The sequence below is a fragment of the Amycolatopsis sp. NBC_01307 genome, assembly GCF_035975215.1.
In the GTDB taxonomy this organism is placed as follows: Bacteria; Actinomycetota; Actinomycetes; order Mycobacteriales; family Pseudonocardiaceae; genus Amycolatopsis.
Genome location: NZ_CP108403.1, coordinates 6,499,547 through 6,516,778, shown reverse-complemented (window position 1 = coordinate 6,516,778; position 17,232 = coordinate 6,499,547). Strand labels below are relative to the sequence as shown.

The window sequence follows — 17,232 nt, the reverse complement described above, 5'->3', positions numbered from 1 at the left end:
GAGGGGAAGACTAGGGGGACTCGATGCGATTCGACCTGCTCGGACCGCTGGAGGCGCGAAGAAACGGGCGGACCGCGGAGCTGGGCGGGCCGCGGCAGCGTGCCGTGTTCGCCGCTTTGCTGGTTCGTGCGAACAAACTCGCCAGCGTCGACTACCTGGCCGAAGCCGTCTGGGACACCCCGCCGGCCAGCCCGGAGTCGAACCTCCGCACGTACGTCGCCGGCCTGCGCCGCTGCCTCCGCGAAGCGGGTGACGTGGAGGACCGGTTGCTCACCCGCGCGGGTGGTTATCTCCTGCGCGTCGAGCCCGGCGAACGCGACCTGGACCTGTTCGACCGCTACGCGTCGGCGGCCGAGGCGGCCGCCCGGCTCCACCGGTATTCGGACGCGCTGGAGTACTACCAGCAGGCGTCGGCGTTGTGGCGCGGCCGCGCGGGCGAAGGCCTGCGGGTGGGGGCGTTGCTGCACGCCGAACTGCTGGCGCTGGAGGACCGCCGGACCACGCTGGCCGAGCGCCAAGCCCAGGTGCACGCGGAACTGGGCGAACACGACCAGGCGGCGTCGGAGCTACGGGAGCTCGCGGCACGGAACCCGCTGAGGGAAAGCCTGTGGGCACAGGCGATGCGGGCCCTGGCGCACGCGGGCCGCCGGGCCGAAGCGCTGGAGGCGTACCTGCAGATCCGCCGCCACCTGGTGGAAACCCTGGGAGTGGAGCCGGGAGCAGTCCTGCGCGAACTGCACCAGCGCATCCTCCGCGGCGACTTCCCGGGCGACGCGGTCTTCACGGCCCACACCCGAATCTTCGGCTGAGGTTCTTCAGGCCCGGCAATGGGTCGACGCGACGTACACGGCCGCGGCCGGCTACCAGCGATGCGAAGTCCGACAACCAGAACTACAACTGGACGCCGGTCTGGCACATCGACCCCTGCTGAGCCGCAGCGTCGGGCTTGCGTGCGGCCTCGACCCGGCCGCGCGCAAGCCCGACGGCACCGCCGCATCGTCGTCGCTACGACACGGTCACCGAGGACCGGAGGTCGTTGAACCCGGTAGCCGCGTCCCACAGGCCCGTGTTGGCCGTCCGGATCGAGTACTCGGGCCGGGTGGGCAGCAGGGGATCGGCCAGTTCCAGCAGCAGCGCGTACGTGCCGGGGGCCAGCGACGACGGCACCGCCACGGTTTGCGCCACGGTCTGCGCGCCGGGCAGCCACGTGCGGGGGTCGGCGGCGAGCGGGATCCGCGTCACCGCCCCGGTGGCGGTGTTGCGCAGCACCAAAGCCACGCTGCGGGGATTGGTCGCCGCCGCGTAGCCGTCGTTGGTGAGCCCGAGCCGGATCGCGAGGCCCGATCCGCGCACGGCGGTGGCCGGGAAGGTGCCGTCGCGCAACGTGAACCGGTAGCCGAGGCGGTTGGTCACGTCCGCGAGGCAGCCCTGGGCCGCCCACGACTGCAGGACCGCCTGCTGGTAGTCGGTGTTGAGGAACGTCCAGTGGAACCGCGACAGCTCACCCGTGGCCGTGGGGCAGTCCGAACGGGGCGGGTTCAGCGCACACGTCTCGCCGCCCATCGGCACCGTCCGGGTCTCGCCCTCCAGGTACGGGTACTCCACGGACGGGTTCTCGTAGGTGCCGAAGTCGTCCGCGCCGGCCAGGAAGCAGTCGTTGTGGTGGCCCAGCCGCGTGTTGCCGCCCGCGTAGAGGGTGCGCTTGATCTTCGGTGTCCGCAGCTGCACGGCCCGCGTGGCGGGCAGGACGCTCAGCAGCTTGTCCACGACGGCCTTGCGGTTCGCCCAGTCCGCCGACGTGATCGCGCCCGCGTTGCCGAAGTTCTGCGTGTAGTACCACTCGCCCCACGCGCCGATGAACCCCGCCTGCACCACGTCGATGACGTCCGCGTTCGCCTTGAGGTACGGCGCGAGCTGGTCCAGGTGCCCGAGCACGCGGTCCTTCGGCGCGTCGTCTCCGGCGTCCGACGCCGTGTAAGCGAAGCGCAGCACCAGTTTCACCCCCGCCGCGCGAGCCGCGGCGAACTGCCGGCCCAGCCGGTCCAACGCGCTCTGGGCGATCGGCGTGGACTTGTACTCGGCGAGGTAAAAGATGCACATCACCAGCGTGATGCCCTGCGAGACCCGGTACTGGCGCAGCGTGTCGGCGGAGAAGTCGGCCTTGTCGCAGTCCTGGGTGTGGTGGTAGAGCCCGCGTTCCGGATTGGCGATGAGGTCGGCCGAAGGCTGGTAGACCGGACCGCTCGCACCTCCGGTGTAGGTGTACGTGATCTTGGCGGAGGTCTCCACCGGGGCTTCCACCTGGAACACCACGTCGGCGTCGTTCGGGCTCGCCGATTCGCCGATGTCGGCCCGGTCCACCGTCCAGCGCGCGATCCCGCCCGACGACGTGAACGGCACCGGCTTCACCGGCGTCCACGCCCATCCGCCGCCCGCGTGCCGGTAGAGGGATCCGTTCTCCAACAGGAAGTCCGCGCCGACCGCACCCTGGGCGAACCCCGTGCCGGTGTTCCGGTCCACGTCGAGGTAGACCCGCGCGAACGCGGGCGCGCCGGTGTACCCCATCTGGTAGGTGACGGTGGTGGCGGTGCTGGTCACCGTCGGAGCGGTGATCGCGGCGGCGGCGGGAACGGCCGCGACACCGGTGAGGACCACGGCCAACACGAGGGCTCGCACGATCTTCGGCACGCGCTTCTCCGTTCCCGCCCGCGGAGCGACTGCCGTCACCCAGCGGAAGACGTCTTCGGTGGAGCCGACCACAGTGATCGAACGTTAGACGCGCACGCCGCAGGGGTCAATATCCGGGGTCAGGATGCGGACCACACGGTCAATCGATCATTTCCCGCCCGTTCGTGAATGAGTGAAGCTCACGTGAGAAAGCGCTTTCACAATTGGTTCACGGCGTGGACCTCGAATCGGCGCCGTGGTCGTAGGCCTGCTGGGCTTGCTGGATCTGCGGGCTGTGTTCGACCGTCCAGGAGTAGAGGTGACCGAACGGCTCGCGCAGTGACTCGCCGAGCGGGGTCAGGGAGTACTCGACGCCGACCGGCGAGGTCGGCAGCACGGTGCGGCGGATCATCCCGTTGCGTTCCAGGCGGCGCAACGACTGGGTGAGCACCCGCTGCGTGACCCCCTCCAGCCGGCGCATCAGCTCGTTGAACCGCGTCGGCCGCTCCAGCACCGCCATGATCATCATCGACCACTTGTCCGCGATCTGGTCGAGGATCGGCCGGCTGGGGCAGTCCGAGCGGAACACGACCCGGCCGCCGGTGACGTCCGCGGCCGCGCCGAGCAGGTAGGTATCCCTCATGATCCCTGGTTCTCCCAAAGTGCGTTCTTGATCTTCACCGTCGTGCTGACCAGCATGGGTATGCATCGCAAACCTACAGGCCGATCAGTAACGCGAGGGATCCGTGATGACCGAACAGCCCTACTCGACCCTGCACGTGAGCACCGATCAGGGGGTCGCCCGCGTCGTGCTGCACAACCCGCCGGTGAACGTGCTCGGCGCGACGATGATGCGGGAGCTGCGCACGCTGCTCGACGGGCTCCGCGACGACCCGTCGGTCCGGGTCATCGTCTTCGCCGGCGCCGACCCCGAGTTCTTCCTCGCCCACGTCGACATGCTGATCCTGGAGGACGCCGACGCCCTCGACGCGCTTGCCGAGGCGGCGCCGGCGGGGGTCAACGTGTTCCAGGCCGTCGGCGAGCTGCTGCGTCACCAGCCGCAGGTGACGATCGTCGAGCTCGCGGGCAAGGCCCGCGGCGGTGGCGCGGAGTTCGTCGCGGCCGCGGACATGGCCTTCGCCGCGGCCGAGACGGCCGGGCTCGGTCAGATCGAGGCGCTCATGGGCATCGTTCCGGGTGGTGGCGGCACGCAGTACCTGCGTGAGCGGGTCGGGCGCAACCGCGCTCTGGAGATCGTCCTGGCCGCCGACCTGTTCGACGCGCAGACCGCCGCGGCGTACGGCTGGATCAACCGGGCCGTGCCGGCGGCCGAGCTGCGCGGGTTCGTCGATCGGATCGCCCGCAACATCGCCGCGCTGCCCGACGGGGTCATCGCCGCGGTGAAGCAGGCTTTGCCCGCCGACGACCTCACCGCCGGGTACCTGCGTGAGCACGACGCCTGGGCGTCCCAGGTCGAATCGCCCGCCGTGCAGAAGCTGATGGCCGCGGCGTTGCCGAACGGGGTTCAGACACGCGACGGTGAGCGCGACCTCGAAACGCTGATGCGCACCATCGCCCGCTGAGCGTCAAGGAATCGACCGTCGACGTCGGTCCCGTGCGTGTGAGGGGAAACGCGAATGGCAGTTCTCAGCCGTGCAGGGCGCTGCCGGCCTGCCAGGCGCTCCAGCTGATCGCCCAGTCGCCGTGGCCGTTGTTGATCGACAGCTGCGGGCCGCCCGAGTTGGTGACCTCGACGACGTCGCCGGTGTTGAAGTTGTCGAAGAACCACTTGGCGTTCTCGGTGTTCATGTTGAGGCAGCCGTTGGAGACGTTGTCGCTGCCCTGTACCCCGACCGTCTTCAGGTTCTCGTGCAGGTACTCGCCGTCGTTGGAGATCCGGACGTCCCAGTTCTCCGGCGCCTTGTAGTAGCCGGGGTCGCCCTCGCACACGCCGTAGCTGCAGGAGTCCATGATCGTGTGGTCCACCTTCGACAGCACGGTGTGCGTGCCGTTGAACGTCGGCGTCGGGCCCCGCGGCGGGGTGTCGACGGTCTTGCCCATGCTGATCGGCGCGGTCTTCACCAGCTGCCCGTTGTGGAACGCCTTCATCTGGTGCGTCTTACCGTCCGCCTTGGCGACCCAGGAGTCGTGCACCTTGTAGCTGGCCGAGACGTCCTGGCCGCCGTACACGCCGCCCCCGATCGGCATCCCGAAGGTCGTGGTCTCGAGCTTCACCGTCGAGCCGGCCTTCCAGTACTCCTTCGGCCGGAAGTGCACCTCGCGCTTGCTCACCCAGTACCAGCCGCCGCCCTGCGCGGGCGAGGACGTCACCTTGAAGGACTTCTCCACCGCGGCCTTGTCGGCGATGTCGTGGTCGAACTTCAGCCCGAGGACCAGGCCGACGCCGATGTCACCCGACGCCGGCTGGAACAGCGAGGCGGTGGCGACCCCGGACGGCTTGAGCGTGTGCACTTCGCCGCGTTGCTCGGTCGCCGCACCGGCCTGGTTCACCGCGGTGGCGACCGCTTGGTAGGTGGCCCCGTACCGCAGGTTGTCCGCGCTGGTCCAGGTCGTCTTGTCCGGCGACAGGTCACCCTTGACGGCGTTGCCGGTCTGCGGGTTGGTGACCGTGACCGCCTGCAACGTGCCACCCGACGCCCTGACCACGATCGGGTCCTTCGGACTCAGCTGGTCGCCGCCCTCGAACGCCACCGTCGCGGCCGGCATCCCGGGCACCGTCGCCGTCCCGGCCACTCCGACCGCTCCGACGGCCTGCGCAGTCCCGTCGGTCTCGGTCTGTCCACTACACGCGGCCAACAGCAGGGTCACCAGGCCGAGCCCGGCGATGCGGATCACTCTCACGGTCCATCAGACGTTCGACCCCGCGCCAAGTTGCGTCACGATCCGGTCACTCGTGGACGAGTTGCCGCCGGTCGTCCGAGCCGCTCGCAGCCTCGCCGGTTCCGTACCTGTCGTCGGCGTCCGGCTGGCATCGCCTGATGCCGATCCCAGCCGGACGGGGTACCCACCCAGCCCGAGGTTTCTCGGGCTGGGTGATCATGCCGCATCCCCTACGTGTGACGCCCACGTCGTCTCACGTCTCTTCACGCGGCCGCTGCTGGGCAACCCGACGGATCAGCCGCCGAGCAGCTCGGCGAAGCGCTCCGGGCTGATGTTGCCGCCGCTGAGGATCACGCCGACCCGGCCCGGCGCGGTGATCTGCCCGCTCAGCAGGGCGGCGATCCCGGTCGCCCCGCTCGGTTCGAGGACGAGCTTCAGCCGCTCGAAGGCGAACCGCATCGCGTCCCGGATGGCGTCGTCGGTGACCAGTGCGATCTCGTCGACGAGGTTCCGGTTGATCGAGAACGTGAGCTCGCCGGGGATCTCGGCGGCTTGGCCGTCGGCGATCGTGTGGGGCACGGGGATCGCGACGCGTTCGCCGGCCGCCAGCGACCGCTTGGTGTCGTCACCCGCCGCCGGTTCGACGCCGACGACCCGGATGCCGGGCTGCAGCGCCTTCGCGGCCGTGGAGCTGCCCGCGATGAGGCCGCCGCCGCCGACCGGGACGACCAGCGTGTCCAGCGAACCGGCCTCCTCCAGCAGTTCCAGCGCCGCGGTCCCCTGACCGGCGATGACGTGCGGGTGCTCGTAGGGCGGGATCAGCGCGAGCTCGCGCTCGGCGGCCAGCGCCTGCCCGATCGCGACCCGGTCGCCGGTGTACCGGTCGTAGGTGACGATCTCGGCGCCGTAGCCCCGGGTCGCGTCCACTTTGGACTTCGGGGTGTCCTCGGGGACGAGGATCACCGCGCTGCTCCCGAGTTCCCGCGCGGCGAGCGCGACGGCCTGGGCGTGGTTGCCCGAGGAGTAGGCGGCCACGCCCTTGGCCAGCTGCTCCGGTGTGAGGCGGGAGACGGCGTTGTACGCGCCGCGGAACTTGAAGGCCCCGATGCGTTGCAGGTTCTCGCACTTGATCAGCACCTCGGCGCCGACGAGGTCGTCGAGGGTGCGGGAGCGCACCACCGGGGTCCGGTGCGCGACGCCGGCCAGCCGGGCGGCGGCGTCGCGGATGTCGTCGAGGGTCACGGGCGCGGTCATGGTGCTCCTTGGGCGCGGATGTCGGCGAGGTAGTTGTAGGCGGAGGCACGGGAAATGCCGATCCGGGCCGCGACCTGCGGCACCGCCCGCCGCACGGCGAACACGCCGCGGGCGTGCAGGCTGCGGAACAGGTCCAGCCGCTCGTCGCGGCTGAGCGCGGCCCAGGGTTTGTTCAGGCGCAGCTGGTGCTCGTCGACGATCGCGTCGACCACGGCGTCGACGTCGTCGCCGAAGGTGGTCGTCGGTGGTTCCGCGGTCGTGCCGACGTCGGCCAGTTCGCCGACGAGGGTCCGCAGCCGGCCCAGCGCGGTGACGTCGAGGTTCACGCAGAGCGCGCCGAACACCGCGCCGCCGCTGTCGCGCACCAGCATCGTGGAGGACTTCACCAGTTTCCCGGATGCGGTGCGGGTGACGTAGTTCAGCTGGTCCTCGGCGTCGTCACCCCGGGCGAGCAGGCCCATGCCGATCTCGCTCATCGACCCGCCCACCGAGCGTTCGGTGACCGACCCGGCGATCGCGACGACCGAGCTGTCCGGCTGCCGGAAGTCGTGCACGACGACCTCGCAGAACGAGCCGAGGGTCGCGGCGATGCCGTCGGCGACCGGGGCGAGCGCCGCGAGGATCGCGTCCCGCTCGGAGACCTCAGGCATCCCGCACCCGGGCGAGCGCTTCGACCTCGACCACGGCGCCGTAGGGCAGCGACGCCACCCCGACGCAGGTGCGCGCGGGCCGGGGCTCGGCGAAGAACCCCTCGTAGACGGCGTTGAGGCCGGGCCGGTCGGCGATGTCGGTCAGGTAGGCCACGACCTTCACCACGTCGGCCCGGCTCGCGCCCACCGACCGCAGCGCGGCGTCGAGGTTGGTGAAGGCCTGCGGGCACTCGGCATCGAACCCTCCCGGCACCAGCTCGCCGGTCCCGGTGACACCGAGCCGCCCGGACACGGAAACCAGATCGCCGCTGCGGAAGGCCGGCGGGTAGGGGTGCTCGTTGCTCATGGACTCAGCGTATATCGAGTGGACGAACTGTCCAGATGGCCTGTGTCACGCCGTTGCCGAGCAGGCCCTCACGTCGGCGGCGGGGCGACCCTTCCTGCTAAAGCGCAACGTGCGGCCGGTCGCCACCCAGTGCGGCCAGCACGGTCCGGTAGGTCAGGTCGGCCCGCGCGCCCACCTCGCCCGCCGCGGTACCCAGCGCCGGGGAGTCCGTCGGCAGCCGTGCTGCCTCGTGGACGACGGCCAGGTAAATGGCGCAGCACCACGCGGTGTCGGTGGCGGTGATTTCGCCGGCTTCGCGCAACCGCTTGAACAGCAGCTCGAGCCCGGCCGTGACCTCGGGGCTCATGGGTGTCATCTGGGTGGCCGGGTCCGCGGTGAGTTCCATGATCGCCCGGCTGCCGACCTTGAGCTCGAAGAGCAGCTCGGTCAGCCGGTACAGCGCCGCGACCGGTGGGGCCGTCGCCACTCGCGCCTGGTCGAGGCCCCGCAGGTAGCGCTCGTTGAGCACGCCGGTCAGCGCCTCCAGCAACACTTTGCGGGACGAGAACCGGCGGTGGACGGTGGCGCGCGCGAGTCCCGCGGCGTCGGCGATCCGCTCCAGCGTGGCGTTCGCGTCGACGGCGAGCACCTCCTCGGCGGCCGCCAGGATCCGCGCCGTGCTGCGCTCCGCGTCCGCCCGCAAGCGCCGCGGTTCGGCGTCTGCACTCATCCGAACCCCTCCTCGTCCCGGATCAGCCTACATTCGAAGCACTGTCGCCTCGACTCCTGGACTAAATGAGACTCTCGTGTAGCATTTGTGTAGTCAAGTCAGACGCGAAAGGAACGTCATCATGGATCTGGATCTTGCGGGCAAGCGCGTCCTCGTCACGGGGGCGAGCAGGGGCATCGGACTGGCGACGGTCGAGGCGTTCCTCGCCGAAGGCGCCGAAGTCGTTGCTGTGTCGCGGAAGAGCACTCCCGAGCTCGAAGCCACCGGCGCGACGTTCGTGTCCGCCGACCTCCTCGACGCCGGCGCACCGCAGCGGGTGCTCGACACCGTGCTCGCGGCCGACCCGCGCCTCGACGTGCTCGTCAACAACGCCGGCGGCGGCGATGTGGCCGAGGCCGACCTCCTCGACCCCATCGGCGGGTCCGGCGCGGTGTGGAGCGACGTCCTCGCGCTGAACCTCGGCGCCGCCGTGGAGATGACCCGGGCGGCACTGCCGGCGCTGTCGCGAGCGCGAGGCGCGATCGTGAACATCAGCTCGAGCTCCGCGCGCGACCCGCGTGGGGTGCCGCTGTCGTACGCCGCGGCCAAGGCCGGGCTGAGCGCGTTCTCCCGCGGGCTGGCGGAGAAGCTGGGAGAAACGGGCGTCCGGGTCAACGTCGTCACCCCCGGCGCCACCCGGACCGCGATCCTGACAAGTCCGGACGGCTACGTGGGGAGGCTGTCGGCGAGCATGGGCATCGACCAGGAGACGGTGCTCGCGGCGATGCCCGAGCAGTCGGGAATGGTGACCGGCAAACTGATCGAGCCCGCCGAGATCGCCCGGGCGGTGCTCCTGCTGGCATCGCCGGCGATGCCCAGCGCGGTGGGCTCCAACTGGACCGTCGACGGGGGCATCCTCAAGACACCGTAAGAGTCCTGCCGAACCCCCGCCTGCACCTCGTGCTCGGGGTGATCGGGTACTTCGTCCCCGGCAACGCCGGGTCGGCGCCCGCCGGTCCATTGTGGACGCGGTATTCGGTGCTGATCTTCAGCGTAAGCCGGTTCCTGAACGCCTTGCACACCCTCATCGGCGTGCTGGGGCATCATGGCCGCGCGCCTGACAGCTCCGCGGAGGCACGCCGGTGTGACCGGTTCGTGTCCGAAATGTTCTTCCCCGCTCTCGCCCGCCGGTTATAGTCGCTGGCCAGGGCTCTGGAGTGCCGGGCCCTTCCTTGGGGGAAGGAAACGACGTCGGATGAGCGGGTTCGTCACCGCGGCTTTAGCTTTTCCTGCCGTGCTCTTCAGCTTCCTGCTGATCGTCGTCATCGGGTACTGGGTGCTGGCCCTCGTCGGGGTGCTCGACGTCGAGGACGGTGAAATCGGCTTCTTCGGCGGGGTTCCGCTGCCCATCCCGCTGTCGCTGCTCGTCGCCTTCAGCTGGTTCCTCAGCCTCGTCGGGACCGTTCTCATCGACGGCGTGGGCACACCCCTGCGGGTCGGGCTCGGCTTTGGCGTGCTGGTCGCCGCGCTCGTGGGAGGGGCGCTCGGGACCCGGCTGGTCGTCGTGCCGTTGCGGCGCGTCTTCGCCGGGGCCGTGCCGAGCCGGCGGGACTTCGTCGGCCGGGTTGCCGTTGTGCGGACCTCGACCGTCACCGAGGACTTCGGGCAGGCCGAAGTGGCCGCCGCCGACGGGGCGTTGGCGATCATCTCCATCCGGCTCGCCGGGGAAGGCAACCTCGGGCTGGGCAGCCGCGTGGTCATCTACGACTACGACAGCGAGGGTGAGTTCTTCTGGGTCAGCCCGCTGGAACTCGAAGCAGAAAAGGACTGACGCATGGATGCCATCGGCCTGGGTGCCGGCGTGTTGATCGCCGTCGTGGTGCTGATCCTGCTGGTGCTGTTGTTCGTCGTGAGCCGGCTGTTCCGGAAGGTGCCGCAGGGCAAGGCGCTGATCATCTCCAAGGTGCGCAAGGTCGACGTCACCTTCACCGGCGCCGTCGTGCTGCCCGTGCTGCACAAGTCCGAGGTCATGGACATCTCGGTGAAGACGATCGACATCGAGCGCACCGGCCAGGAAGGCCTGATCTGCCGGGACAACATCCGCGCCGACATCCGGATTTCGTTCTTCGTGCGGGTCAACAAGACGGCCGAGGACGTGGTGAAGGTCGCGCAGGCCATCGGCACCGAACGCGCGAGCGACGAGACGACGTTGCAGGCGCTGTTCAGCGCGAAGTTCTCCGAGGCGTTGAAAACCGTCGGCAAGCAGCTCGACTTCGTCGACCTCTACACCAAGCGCAACGAGTTCCGCGACCAGATCATCCGCGTCATCGGCACCGACCTGAACGGGTACAGCCTCGAGGACGCGGCGATCGACTACCTCGAGCAGACGCCGATGACGTCGCTGGACGCGGCGAACATCCTGGACGCGCAGGGTATCCGCAAGATCACCGAGCTGACCGCGATCGAGCACGTGCGCACCAACGAATTCCGCCGCCACGAAGAGAAGGAGATCACGCGCCAGAACGTCGACGCCCGCGAGGCGATCCTCGAACTGGAGCGGCGCCAGGCCGACGCGGAGATCAAGCAGCGCCGCGAGGTCGAGACCATGCGGGCGCGTGAAGAGGCGGAAATCCTCAAGGTGCAGGCCGAGGAGCGGCTCAAGTCGCAGGCCGCGCAGCTGCGCACCGACGAGCAGCTCGGTATCCAGCAGCAGAACCAGCAGCGCGAAATCGAAGTCGCCGGCAAGAACCGGGAACGCGTCATCGCCATCGAGTCCGAGCGGATCGAAAAGGACCGCCTCCTCGAAGTGATCGGCCGCGAGCGCGAGACCGAGCTTTCCCGGATCTCGAAGGACAAGGAACTCGAAACGGAGAAGCGGTCGATCGCCGAGGTGATCCGCGAGCGGATCGCCGTCGACAAGACCGTCGCGGAGCAGGAAGAGAACATCAAGAAGCTGCGCGTGGTCGAGGAGGCCCAGCGCACACGCGAGGCCATCGTCATCCGGGCCGAAGCCGAAGCCCAGGAGAACCTGGTCAAGGGCATCAAGGCCGCCGAGGCTTCGGAGCAGGCCGCCAAGCACAAGGCGCGCGAGGAGCTGACCCTCGCCGAGGCGCGCCAGCAGACCGCCGAGCTGGAGACGCGGGCCAAGATCCGGCTGGCGGAGGGGATCCAGGCCGAGGAGGCCGCCGCCGGCCTCGCCGCGGCGCTGGTCAAGGAGCGCGACGCCGATGCGCTGGAGAAGGTCGGCCGCGCCGAAGCGATCGTCGAACGCGAGAAGGCGATCGTGGTCGCCGAGGCGCTGCGCGACAAGCTGAAGGGCGAGGCCGAGGGGCTCACCGAGAAGGCCGCCGCGCTGGCCGCGCTCGACAGCGCGAGCCGCGAGCACGAGGAGTACCGGCTGCGGCTGGAAGCGGAGAAGGAGATCCGGCTGGCCGCGCTCGATGTGCAGCGTGACGTCGCCGAGGCGCAGGCGACGGTGCTGAGCGTCGGGCTGGAGAAGGCCGACATCGACATCGTCGGCGGCGAGACCATGTTCTTCGACCGGATCGTCGGCTCGATCGGCCTCGGCAAGAGCATCGACGGCTTCGTGCAGCACTCCGACGTCGTCCAGTCGCTCGCGCGGCCCTACCTCGACGGGTCGGCCAGCCTCACCGACGACCTCGCCAAGCTGATCGGCGCGGTCAGCACCGAGGACGTGAAGAACCTGACGCTGTCGGCCTTCCTGGCGCAGCAGCTGAAGGCGGGCGGCCCGGACACGGACAAGCTCCGTGAGCTGATGACCACGGCGCAGCGGCTCGGCCTCGCCGAGACGTCGGTCGCCACCGTCGTCGCCGCGAAGCAGTGACGGCGGCCGAGACGGAGCTGGACGCGGGCACGTATGACGTGCTCCGCGTCCGGCTGGCCGCCCAGGCGGCCGAGCTGGCCAACCGCGCGGACGAGCTCAACGCGCGCCGGCTGGCGGTCTTCGGCAGCGCGCAGCTCGCGCTGATCGGCACCGAACGCATCCGCACCGCGAACAACTGCGTGCCCCAGGACATCGTCGCGGTCGGCGGGCGGATGTTGTTCGGCTACAACGTCTTCATCGGGCTCAAGCCCGAGACGGCGGTCGATGACGTCTTCTCGCTGCAGCGCTTCAGCCACGACGAAAACGCGTTCCGGTTCGACGACGTGAGCGCGCAGGACCTGCCCGAGCTGCTGCGGGACGAGCAGTTCGGGCGGGACTTCGGCGAGCTGTACCGGTACTACCGCCAGGCGAAGCTGCTGCAGCTGCGCCGGCTGGACGGGAAGCTGCTCGCGGTGTTCCAGATCGGCCCGCGCACCGAGGACATCCGGGTGCTGCGGTGGGGTATCGCGTCCGACGGCGCGGTGTCCTACCTGGACAACCGCGGTGAGCGCGACCACGTTTTCCCGCCGTCGCACGATTTCGAGTGGGTCGAGACCACGCGCGAGAACCACGTTCTCGGCCGGCATCCGCACATCTCGATCGAGGACGAGGTGTTCGTCGAGACCGTCGGCGGCAACCTGACGGTCAAGGTCGAGAACAACACCGAGACCGGCGCCGGCGTCTACGCCGAGCCGGTCGACGAGCCGTTGCAGAGCCTCGCCGACGCCGAGGTCTCCTACGCCCGGATCGGCCCGCTGATCCTGCTGCGCATGCTGCCGTACAAGGAAACCACCTACCGCTACCTGGTCTTCAACACACGCACCCAGGACGTCGTGCGGCTCGACGGCATCGGGCAGGCGTGTCAGCGGCTCCCCGAGGACCACGGCATCATCTTCCCCGGCGGCTACTACCTCGACACCGGCGTGAGCAAGACGTTCGACACCACGGTGGACGGTCTCGAGTTCGAGCGCGTGATCCGCTCGCCCAACGGCGAGGACGTGCTGTACGTCTTCCACGCGCGGGCCGAGGGGCGCTCGCTCCTGCTGCCCTACAACGTGATCCGCAAGGAGGTCGCCAACCCGATCCCGTGCCACGGGTACTCGCTGTTCGACGACGGCACGATGATCCTGTTCCGCGCGCTGTCCGGCGAACCGAGCCGGGTGCACCCGATGCAGGTGTGGCGCACGCCGTTCCAGTCGGACACCTACGCCGCGTCACAGCCCGCCGGGACCGGGCCGCTGGAGCGCGTCGGGAACGCCGATCTCGTCCGCGGGATCTCGGACTGCCTCTCGATCACGACGATGATCGCGGACATGGCGCCGTCGGCGGCGGTGTTCGAGGCGCTGATCGCCGCGTGCGCGCGGCTCTTCGACCACTACCACTGGCTCGGCGAGTCCGAGCTGGGTGATCTGCGCTCGCCGCTGTCCGACGTCCGGGTCACCGCCGAGCAGGTGCTGGACGAGTTCGAGACGGTCACTTCGCTCACCGCGCAGGCGGCCGAGGCCGTCGACACGGTGGCGGCCGACACCGCGTCCCTCGTGCGGCGGGTCCGCGGCGAGGCCCTGGACACGGCGGACGCGTGGGTGCGCCGCCTCGCCGAAATGCACCGGGCGCGGGGGCGCCTCGTCACCGTGCGGGAGCTGCGCTACGCCGACACCGCGCGCGTCGACACGCTGATCGGCGAGCTGGACACGGAGTTTGCCGAGGCCGCGCACCGCGCCGTGCGGTTCCTGCAGGGCGAGGAGGCGTTCACCGGCTACCACGCCGAGGTGGACGCGCTGGTCGCCGGGGCGGCCGCGATCGCGACGGTCGCCGAGGCCGGCCCGGTCGCCGAGCGGCTCGACGAGCAGTCGGCCGGCCTGGAGGTGCTCATCGACGTCGTCGGCGGGCTCGACATCGCCGACGCCGTCGTCCGCACGAAGATCCTGGAGCGCGTCGGCGAGGTGATCGGCGCCGTCAACCGCGCCAGGGCCACCTTGGACGCGCGGCGCCGGGAACTCCTGGAGACCGAGGGCCGGGCGGAGTTCGCCGCCGAGTTCGCGTTGCTCGCGCAGGCCATCACGGGCGGGCTCGCGGTCGCGGACACCCCGGAGCGCTGTGACGAGCAGCTGGGCAGGCTGTTGCTGCAGCTGGAGAACCTCGAATCGCGGTTCGGGGAGTTCGACGACTTCCTGACGTCGCTCGGGGAGAAGCGCACCGACGTCTACGAGGCGTTTTCCTCGCGCAAGCAGGCGCTGCTCGACGAGCGGGCGCGGCGGGCGGACCGGCTCGTCGATTCGGCGGGCCGGATCCTCGGCAGCGTGACCCGCCGGGCCGGTTCGCTCGGCTCGGTCGACGAGATCAACACCTACTTCGCGGCCGATCCGATGGTCTCGAAGCTGCGCAGCGTCGTCGAGGACCTGCGGGCGCTCGGCGACCAGGTCCGCGCCGAAGAGCTCGAAGGCCGGGTGAAGGCCGCCCGCCAGGAGGCCGGCCGGAGCCTGCGCGACCGGCTGGACCTCTACGGCGAGGGCGGCGGGACGATCCGCCTCGGACGCAGCACCTTCGCCGTCAACACGCAGGACATCGACCTGACGCTGGTGCCGCACGAGAGCTCGATGAAGTTCGCGATCACCGGCACCGACTACCGGGCGCCGGTGCGCGACGAGGCGTTCGAGGCGACGCGGCCGTACTGGGACCAGCTGCTGGTCTCGGAGTCGCCGGAGGTGTACCGGGCCGAGTACCTCGCGACGTCGATCCTCGCCGAACGGCCGGTGGCCGAGCTGGTCGAAGCCGACCTGCTCGACGTCGTGCGGAGCGTGGCCGGGGAGCGCTACGACGAGGGTTACGCGCGCGGGGTGCACGACCACGACGCGGCCGCGATCCTCGCGGCCCTGCTGCGCCTGCGGTCCGCCGCCGGTCTGTTGCGCTACCCGCCCGCGGCCCGTGCGGCGGCTCAGCTGTTCTGGGCCTTCGGCGCCGACGAACGGGCCAAGGCCGCGTGGACGACGCGGGCCGCGTCGCTGGGGCGGGTGCGGGAGGCGTTCGGCCACCCGAAGGCGATGGACGACCTGGCGCGGGAGCTCACGGACGCGATGACGGCGTTCCTCGACGGCGCCGGGCTGCGGCTCGGGGCCGAGTTCGCCGGGGAGTACCTGGTCGAGGAGCTCGCCGTCGCCCAGCCCGGGTTCGTCACCGACAGCGGCGCGCGCACGGTGCTGGACAAGTTCCGGCTCGACCGGCGGAGCTTCGCCGAAGACCTGCGTTCCCTCGACGCCCTGGCGGACCGGTACCAGCTGGCCGACGCCTGGCTGCGATCCTTCGTGGCCGCCGCCGGGCTGCCGGCCGACGAGCTGCCGGAGGCCGTCGCGATCGAGCTGTGCGACCTCCCGCGGTACGACTCGTCGGCGACGCTGACGACCACTGTGGACGGTCTGCTCGGCGCGCACCCGCGGATCACCGGGCGGTCGCTGACGCTGCGGCTGGACGAGGTGCTGGCCAGGACACACCGGTTCCGGCGTGATCGGGTGCCGGGGTTCCGCGCCTACCAGCGGCTGCGCAACGAGCTCGTCGCGGCCGAACGCGACCGGCTCCGGCTGGACGAGTACAAGCCGAAGGTGATGAGCGCCTTCGTGCGCAACCGGCTGCTGGACGAGGTCTACCTCCCGCTGATCGGCGACAACCTGGCCAAGCAGCTCGGCGCGACCGGGGACGCCAGGCGCACCGACCAGTCCGGCCTGCTCCTGCTGATTTCGCCGCCGGGGTACGGCAAGACGACGCTCATGGAGTACGTGGCCAGCCGGCTCGGGCTGGTGTTCGTGAAGGTCAACGGGCCGGCGCTCGGCCACGACGTCACCTCCGTCGACCCGGCCGATGCGCCCAACGCGACCGCGCGGCAGGAGGTCGAGAAGATCTCGTTCGCGCTGGAGCAGGGCAACAACGTGCTGCTGTACCTCGACGACATCCAGCACACGTCGCCGGAGCTGCTGCAGAAGTTCATCTCCCTGTGCGACGCGCAGCGACGGATGGAAGGTGTGTGGGAGGGCCGCACGCGGACCTACGACCTGCGCGGCAAGCGGTTCGCGGTGTGCATGGCCGGGAACCCGTACACCGAGCAGGGCAAGCGGTTCCGCATCCCCGACATGCTCGCCAACCGCGCGGACGTGTGGAACCTCGGCGACGTGCTGTCCGGGAAGGAAGACCTCTTCGCGCTGAGCTACGTCGAGAACTCGCTGACGTCGAACGCCGTGCTGGCGCCTTTGGTGTCCCGCGAACAGTCCGATGTGGACGTCCTGGTGCGGATGGCGCGCGGTGACGGTTCGGTGCGCACCGACCAGCTTTCGCACGCGTATTCGGCGCCGGAGCTGGAGCAGATCCTCGCGGTGCTGCGGAAACTCCTGCGGGTGCAGCGGACCGTGCTGGCGAACAACCGGGCCTACATCGCCTCGGCGGCGCAGGCGGACGCGTCCCGCACCGAACCGCCGTTCCAGCTGCAGGGTTCGTACCGGAACATGAACAAGCTGGCCGAACGGATCGTGCCGGCGATGAACGACGCGGAACTCGAGGCCCTGATCGACGACCACTACGCGGGCGAGGCGCAGACGCTGACTTCGGGCGCCGAAGCCAACTTGCTCAAGCTGGCCGAGCTGCGGGGCCGCCTGTCCGAGGAGCAGGCCCGCCGGTGGGCCGACGTCAAGGCCGCGTACCTGCGGGCGCAGGCACTGGGCGGCGACGACGAGGACCCGATGAGCCGCGCGGTCGGCGCGGTGGGCCTGCTGGCCGACCGGGTGGGCGCGGTCGAAACCGCCATCGGACGTGCGGCGCAACGGCTTGTGCGCGAAGAAGCTTAGTTACGAGGTCTCACCGGGGCTGCTCGGGCACCTCGACCAGTGACGCCGCTGTGGCGCCGTTGACCTGCCGGTAC

The 17,232-nt window shown here is 70.2% G+C and carries 13 protein-coding genes; 6 read left to right on the top strand and 7 right to left on the bottom strand.

Translation table 11 applies throughout. The features are described from left to right. Window positions 1–23 precede the first annotated feature (23 nt). Complete coding sequence (locus tag OG439_RS27955) at window positions 24–809, top strand: AfsR/SARP family transcriptional regulator (RefSeq protein ID WP_247056333.1); 786 nt, start codon at window positions 24–26, stop codon at window positions 807–809. Between the two features lie 196 nt (window positions 810–1,005). On the opposite strand, the gene OG439_RS27950 is transcribed toward OG439_RS27955, so the two are convergent. Then, the gene (locus tag OG439_RS27950; RefSeq protein ID WP_326943783.1) at window positions 1,006–2,688 is read right to left on the bottom strand and encodes a DUF4832 domain-containing protein; all 1,683 of its coding nucleotides are present in this window, start codon (window positions 2,686–2,688) and stop codon (window positions 1,006–1,008) included. A gap of 208 nt (window positions 2,689–2,896) precedes the next feature. Next, a complete protein-coding gene (locus tag OG439_RS27945; RefSeq protein ID WP_326943782.1) occupies window positions 2,897–3,310 on the bottom strand; it encodes a winged helix-turn-helix transcriptional regulator in 414 nt (137 codons plus the stop codon). Window positions 3,311–3,416: 106 nt separating this feature from the next. On the opposite strand from OG439_RS27945, the gene OG439_RS27940 reads away from it, so the two are divergent. Next, the gene (locus tag OG439_RS27940) at window positions 3,417–4,250 is read left to right on the top strand and encodes an enoyl-CoA hydratase/isomerase family protein (RefSeq protein ID WP_326943781.1); all 834 of its coding nucleotides are present in this window, start codon (window positions 3,417–3,419) and stop codon (window positions 4,248–4,250) included. Window positions 4,251–4,314: 64 nt separating this feature from the next. Here the strand turns inward: OG439_RS27940 and OG439_RS27935 are convergent, their stop codons facing one another. The 5 genes from OG439_RS27935 to OG439_RS27915 form a co-directional block, all read right to left on the bottom strand. Beyond that, on the bottom strand, window positions 4,315–5,523 hold the full coding sequence (locus tag OG439_RS27935) for a L,D-transpeptidase (protein WP_326943780.1): 1,209 nt from the start codon (window positions 5,521–5,523) through the stop codon (window positions 4,315–4,317). 279 nt (window positions 5,524–5,802) lie between these two features. After that, complete coding sequence (locus tag OG439_RS27930; protein ID WP_326943779.1) at window positions 5,803–6,762, bottom strand: pyridoxal-phosphate dependent enzyme; 960 nt, start codon at window positions 6,760–6,762, stop codon at window positions 5,803–5,805. Beyond that, entirely contained in the window at window positions 6,759–7,412 is a 654-nt protein-coding gene (locus tag OG439_RS27925) for a helix-turn-helix transcriptional regulator (RefSeq protein WP_326943778.1), read from the bottom strand. Before OG439_RS27925 ends, OG439_RS27930 begins: the two co-directional genes overlap by 4 nt. Next, complete coding sequence (locus OG439_RS27920; RefSeq protein WP_247056313.1) at window positions 7,405–7,758, bottom strand: RidA family protein; 354 nt, start codon at window positions 7,756–7,758, stop codon at window positions 7,405–7,407. The genes OG439_RS27925 and OG439_RS27920 overlap by 8 nt, the downstream gene beginning before the upstream one ends. Before the next feature lie 97 nt (window positions 7,759–7,855). Next, entirely contained in the window at window positions 7,856–8,467 is a 612-nt protein-coding gene (locus OG439_RS27915) for a TetR/AcrR family transcriptional regulator (RefSeq protein ID WP_326943777.1), read from the bottom strand. 121 nt (window positions 8,468–8,588) lie between these two features. On the opposite strand from OG439_RS27915, the gene OG439_RS27910 reads away from it, so the two are divergent. From OG439_RS27910 to OG439_RS27895, 4 genes are all read left to right on the top strand, one after another. Continuing rightward, complete coding sequence (locus OG439_RS27910) at window positions 8,589–9,377, top strand: SDR family NAD(P)-dependent oxidoreductase (protein WP_326943776.1); 789 nt, start codon at window positions 8,589–8,591, stop codon at window positions 9,375–9,377. Between the two features lie 324 nt (window positions 9,378–9,701). Beyond that, entirely contained in the window at window positions 9,702–10,277 is a 576-nt protein-coding gene (locus tag OG439_RS27905) for a hypothetical protein (RefSeq protein ID WP_326943775.1), read from the top strand. 3 nt (window positions 10,278–10,280) lie between these two features. Further along, a complete protein-coding gene (locus OG439_RS27900) occupies window positions 10,281–12,290 on the top strand; it encodes a flotillin family protein (protein WP_326943774.1) in 2,010 nt (669 codons plus the stop codon). Continuing rightward, a complete protein-coding gene (locus OG439_RS27895; protein ID WP_326943773.1) occupies window positions 12,287–17,158 on the top strand; it encodes a DNA repair ATPase in 4,872 nt (1,623 codons plus the stop codon). Before OG439_RS27900 ends, OG439_RS27895 begins: the two co-directional genes overlap by 4 nt. Window positions 17,159–17,232 lie beyond the last annotated feature (74 nt).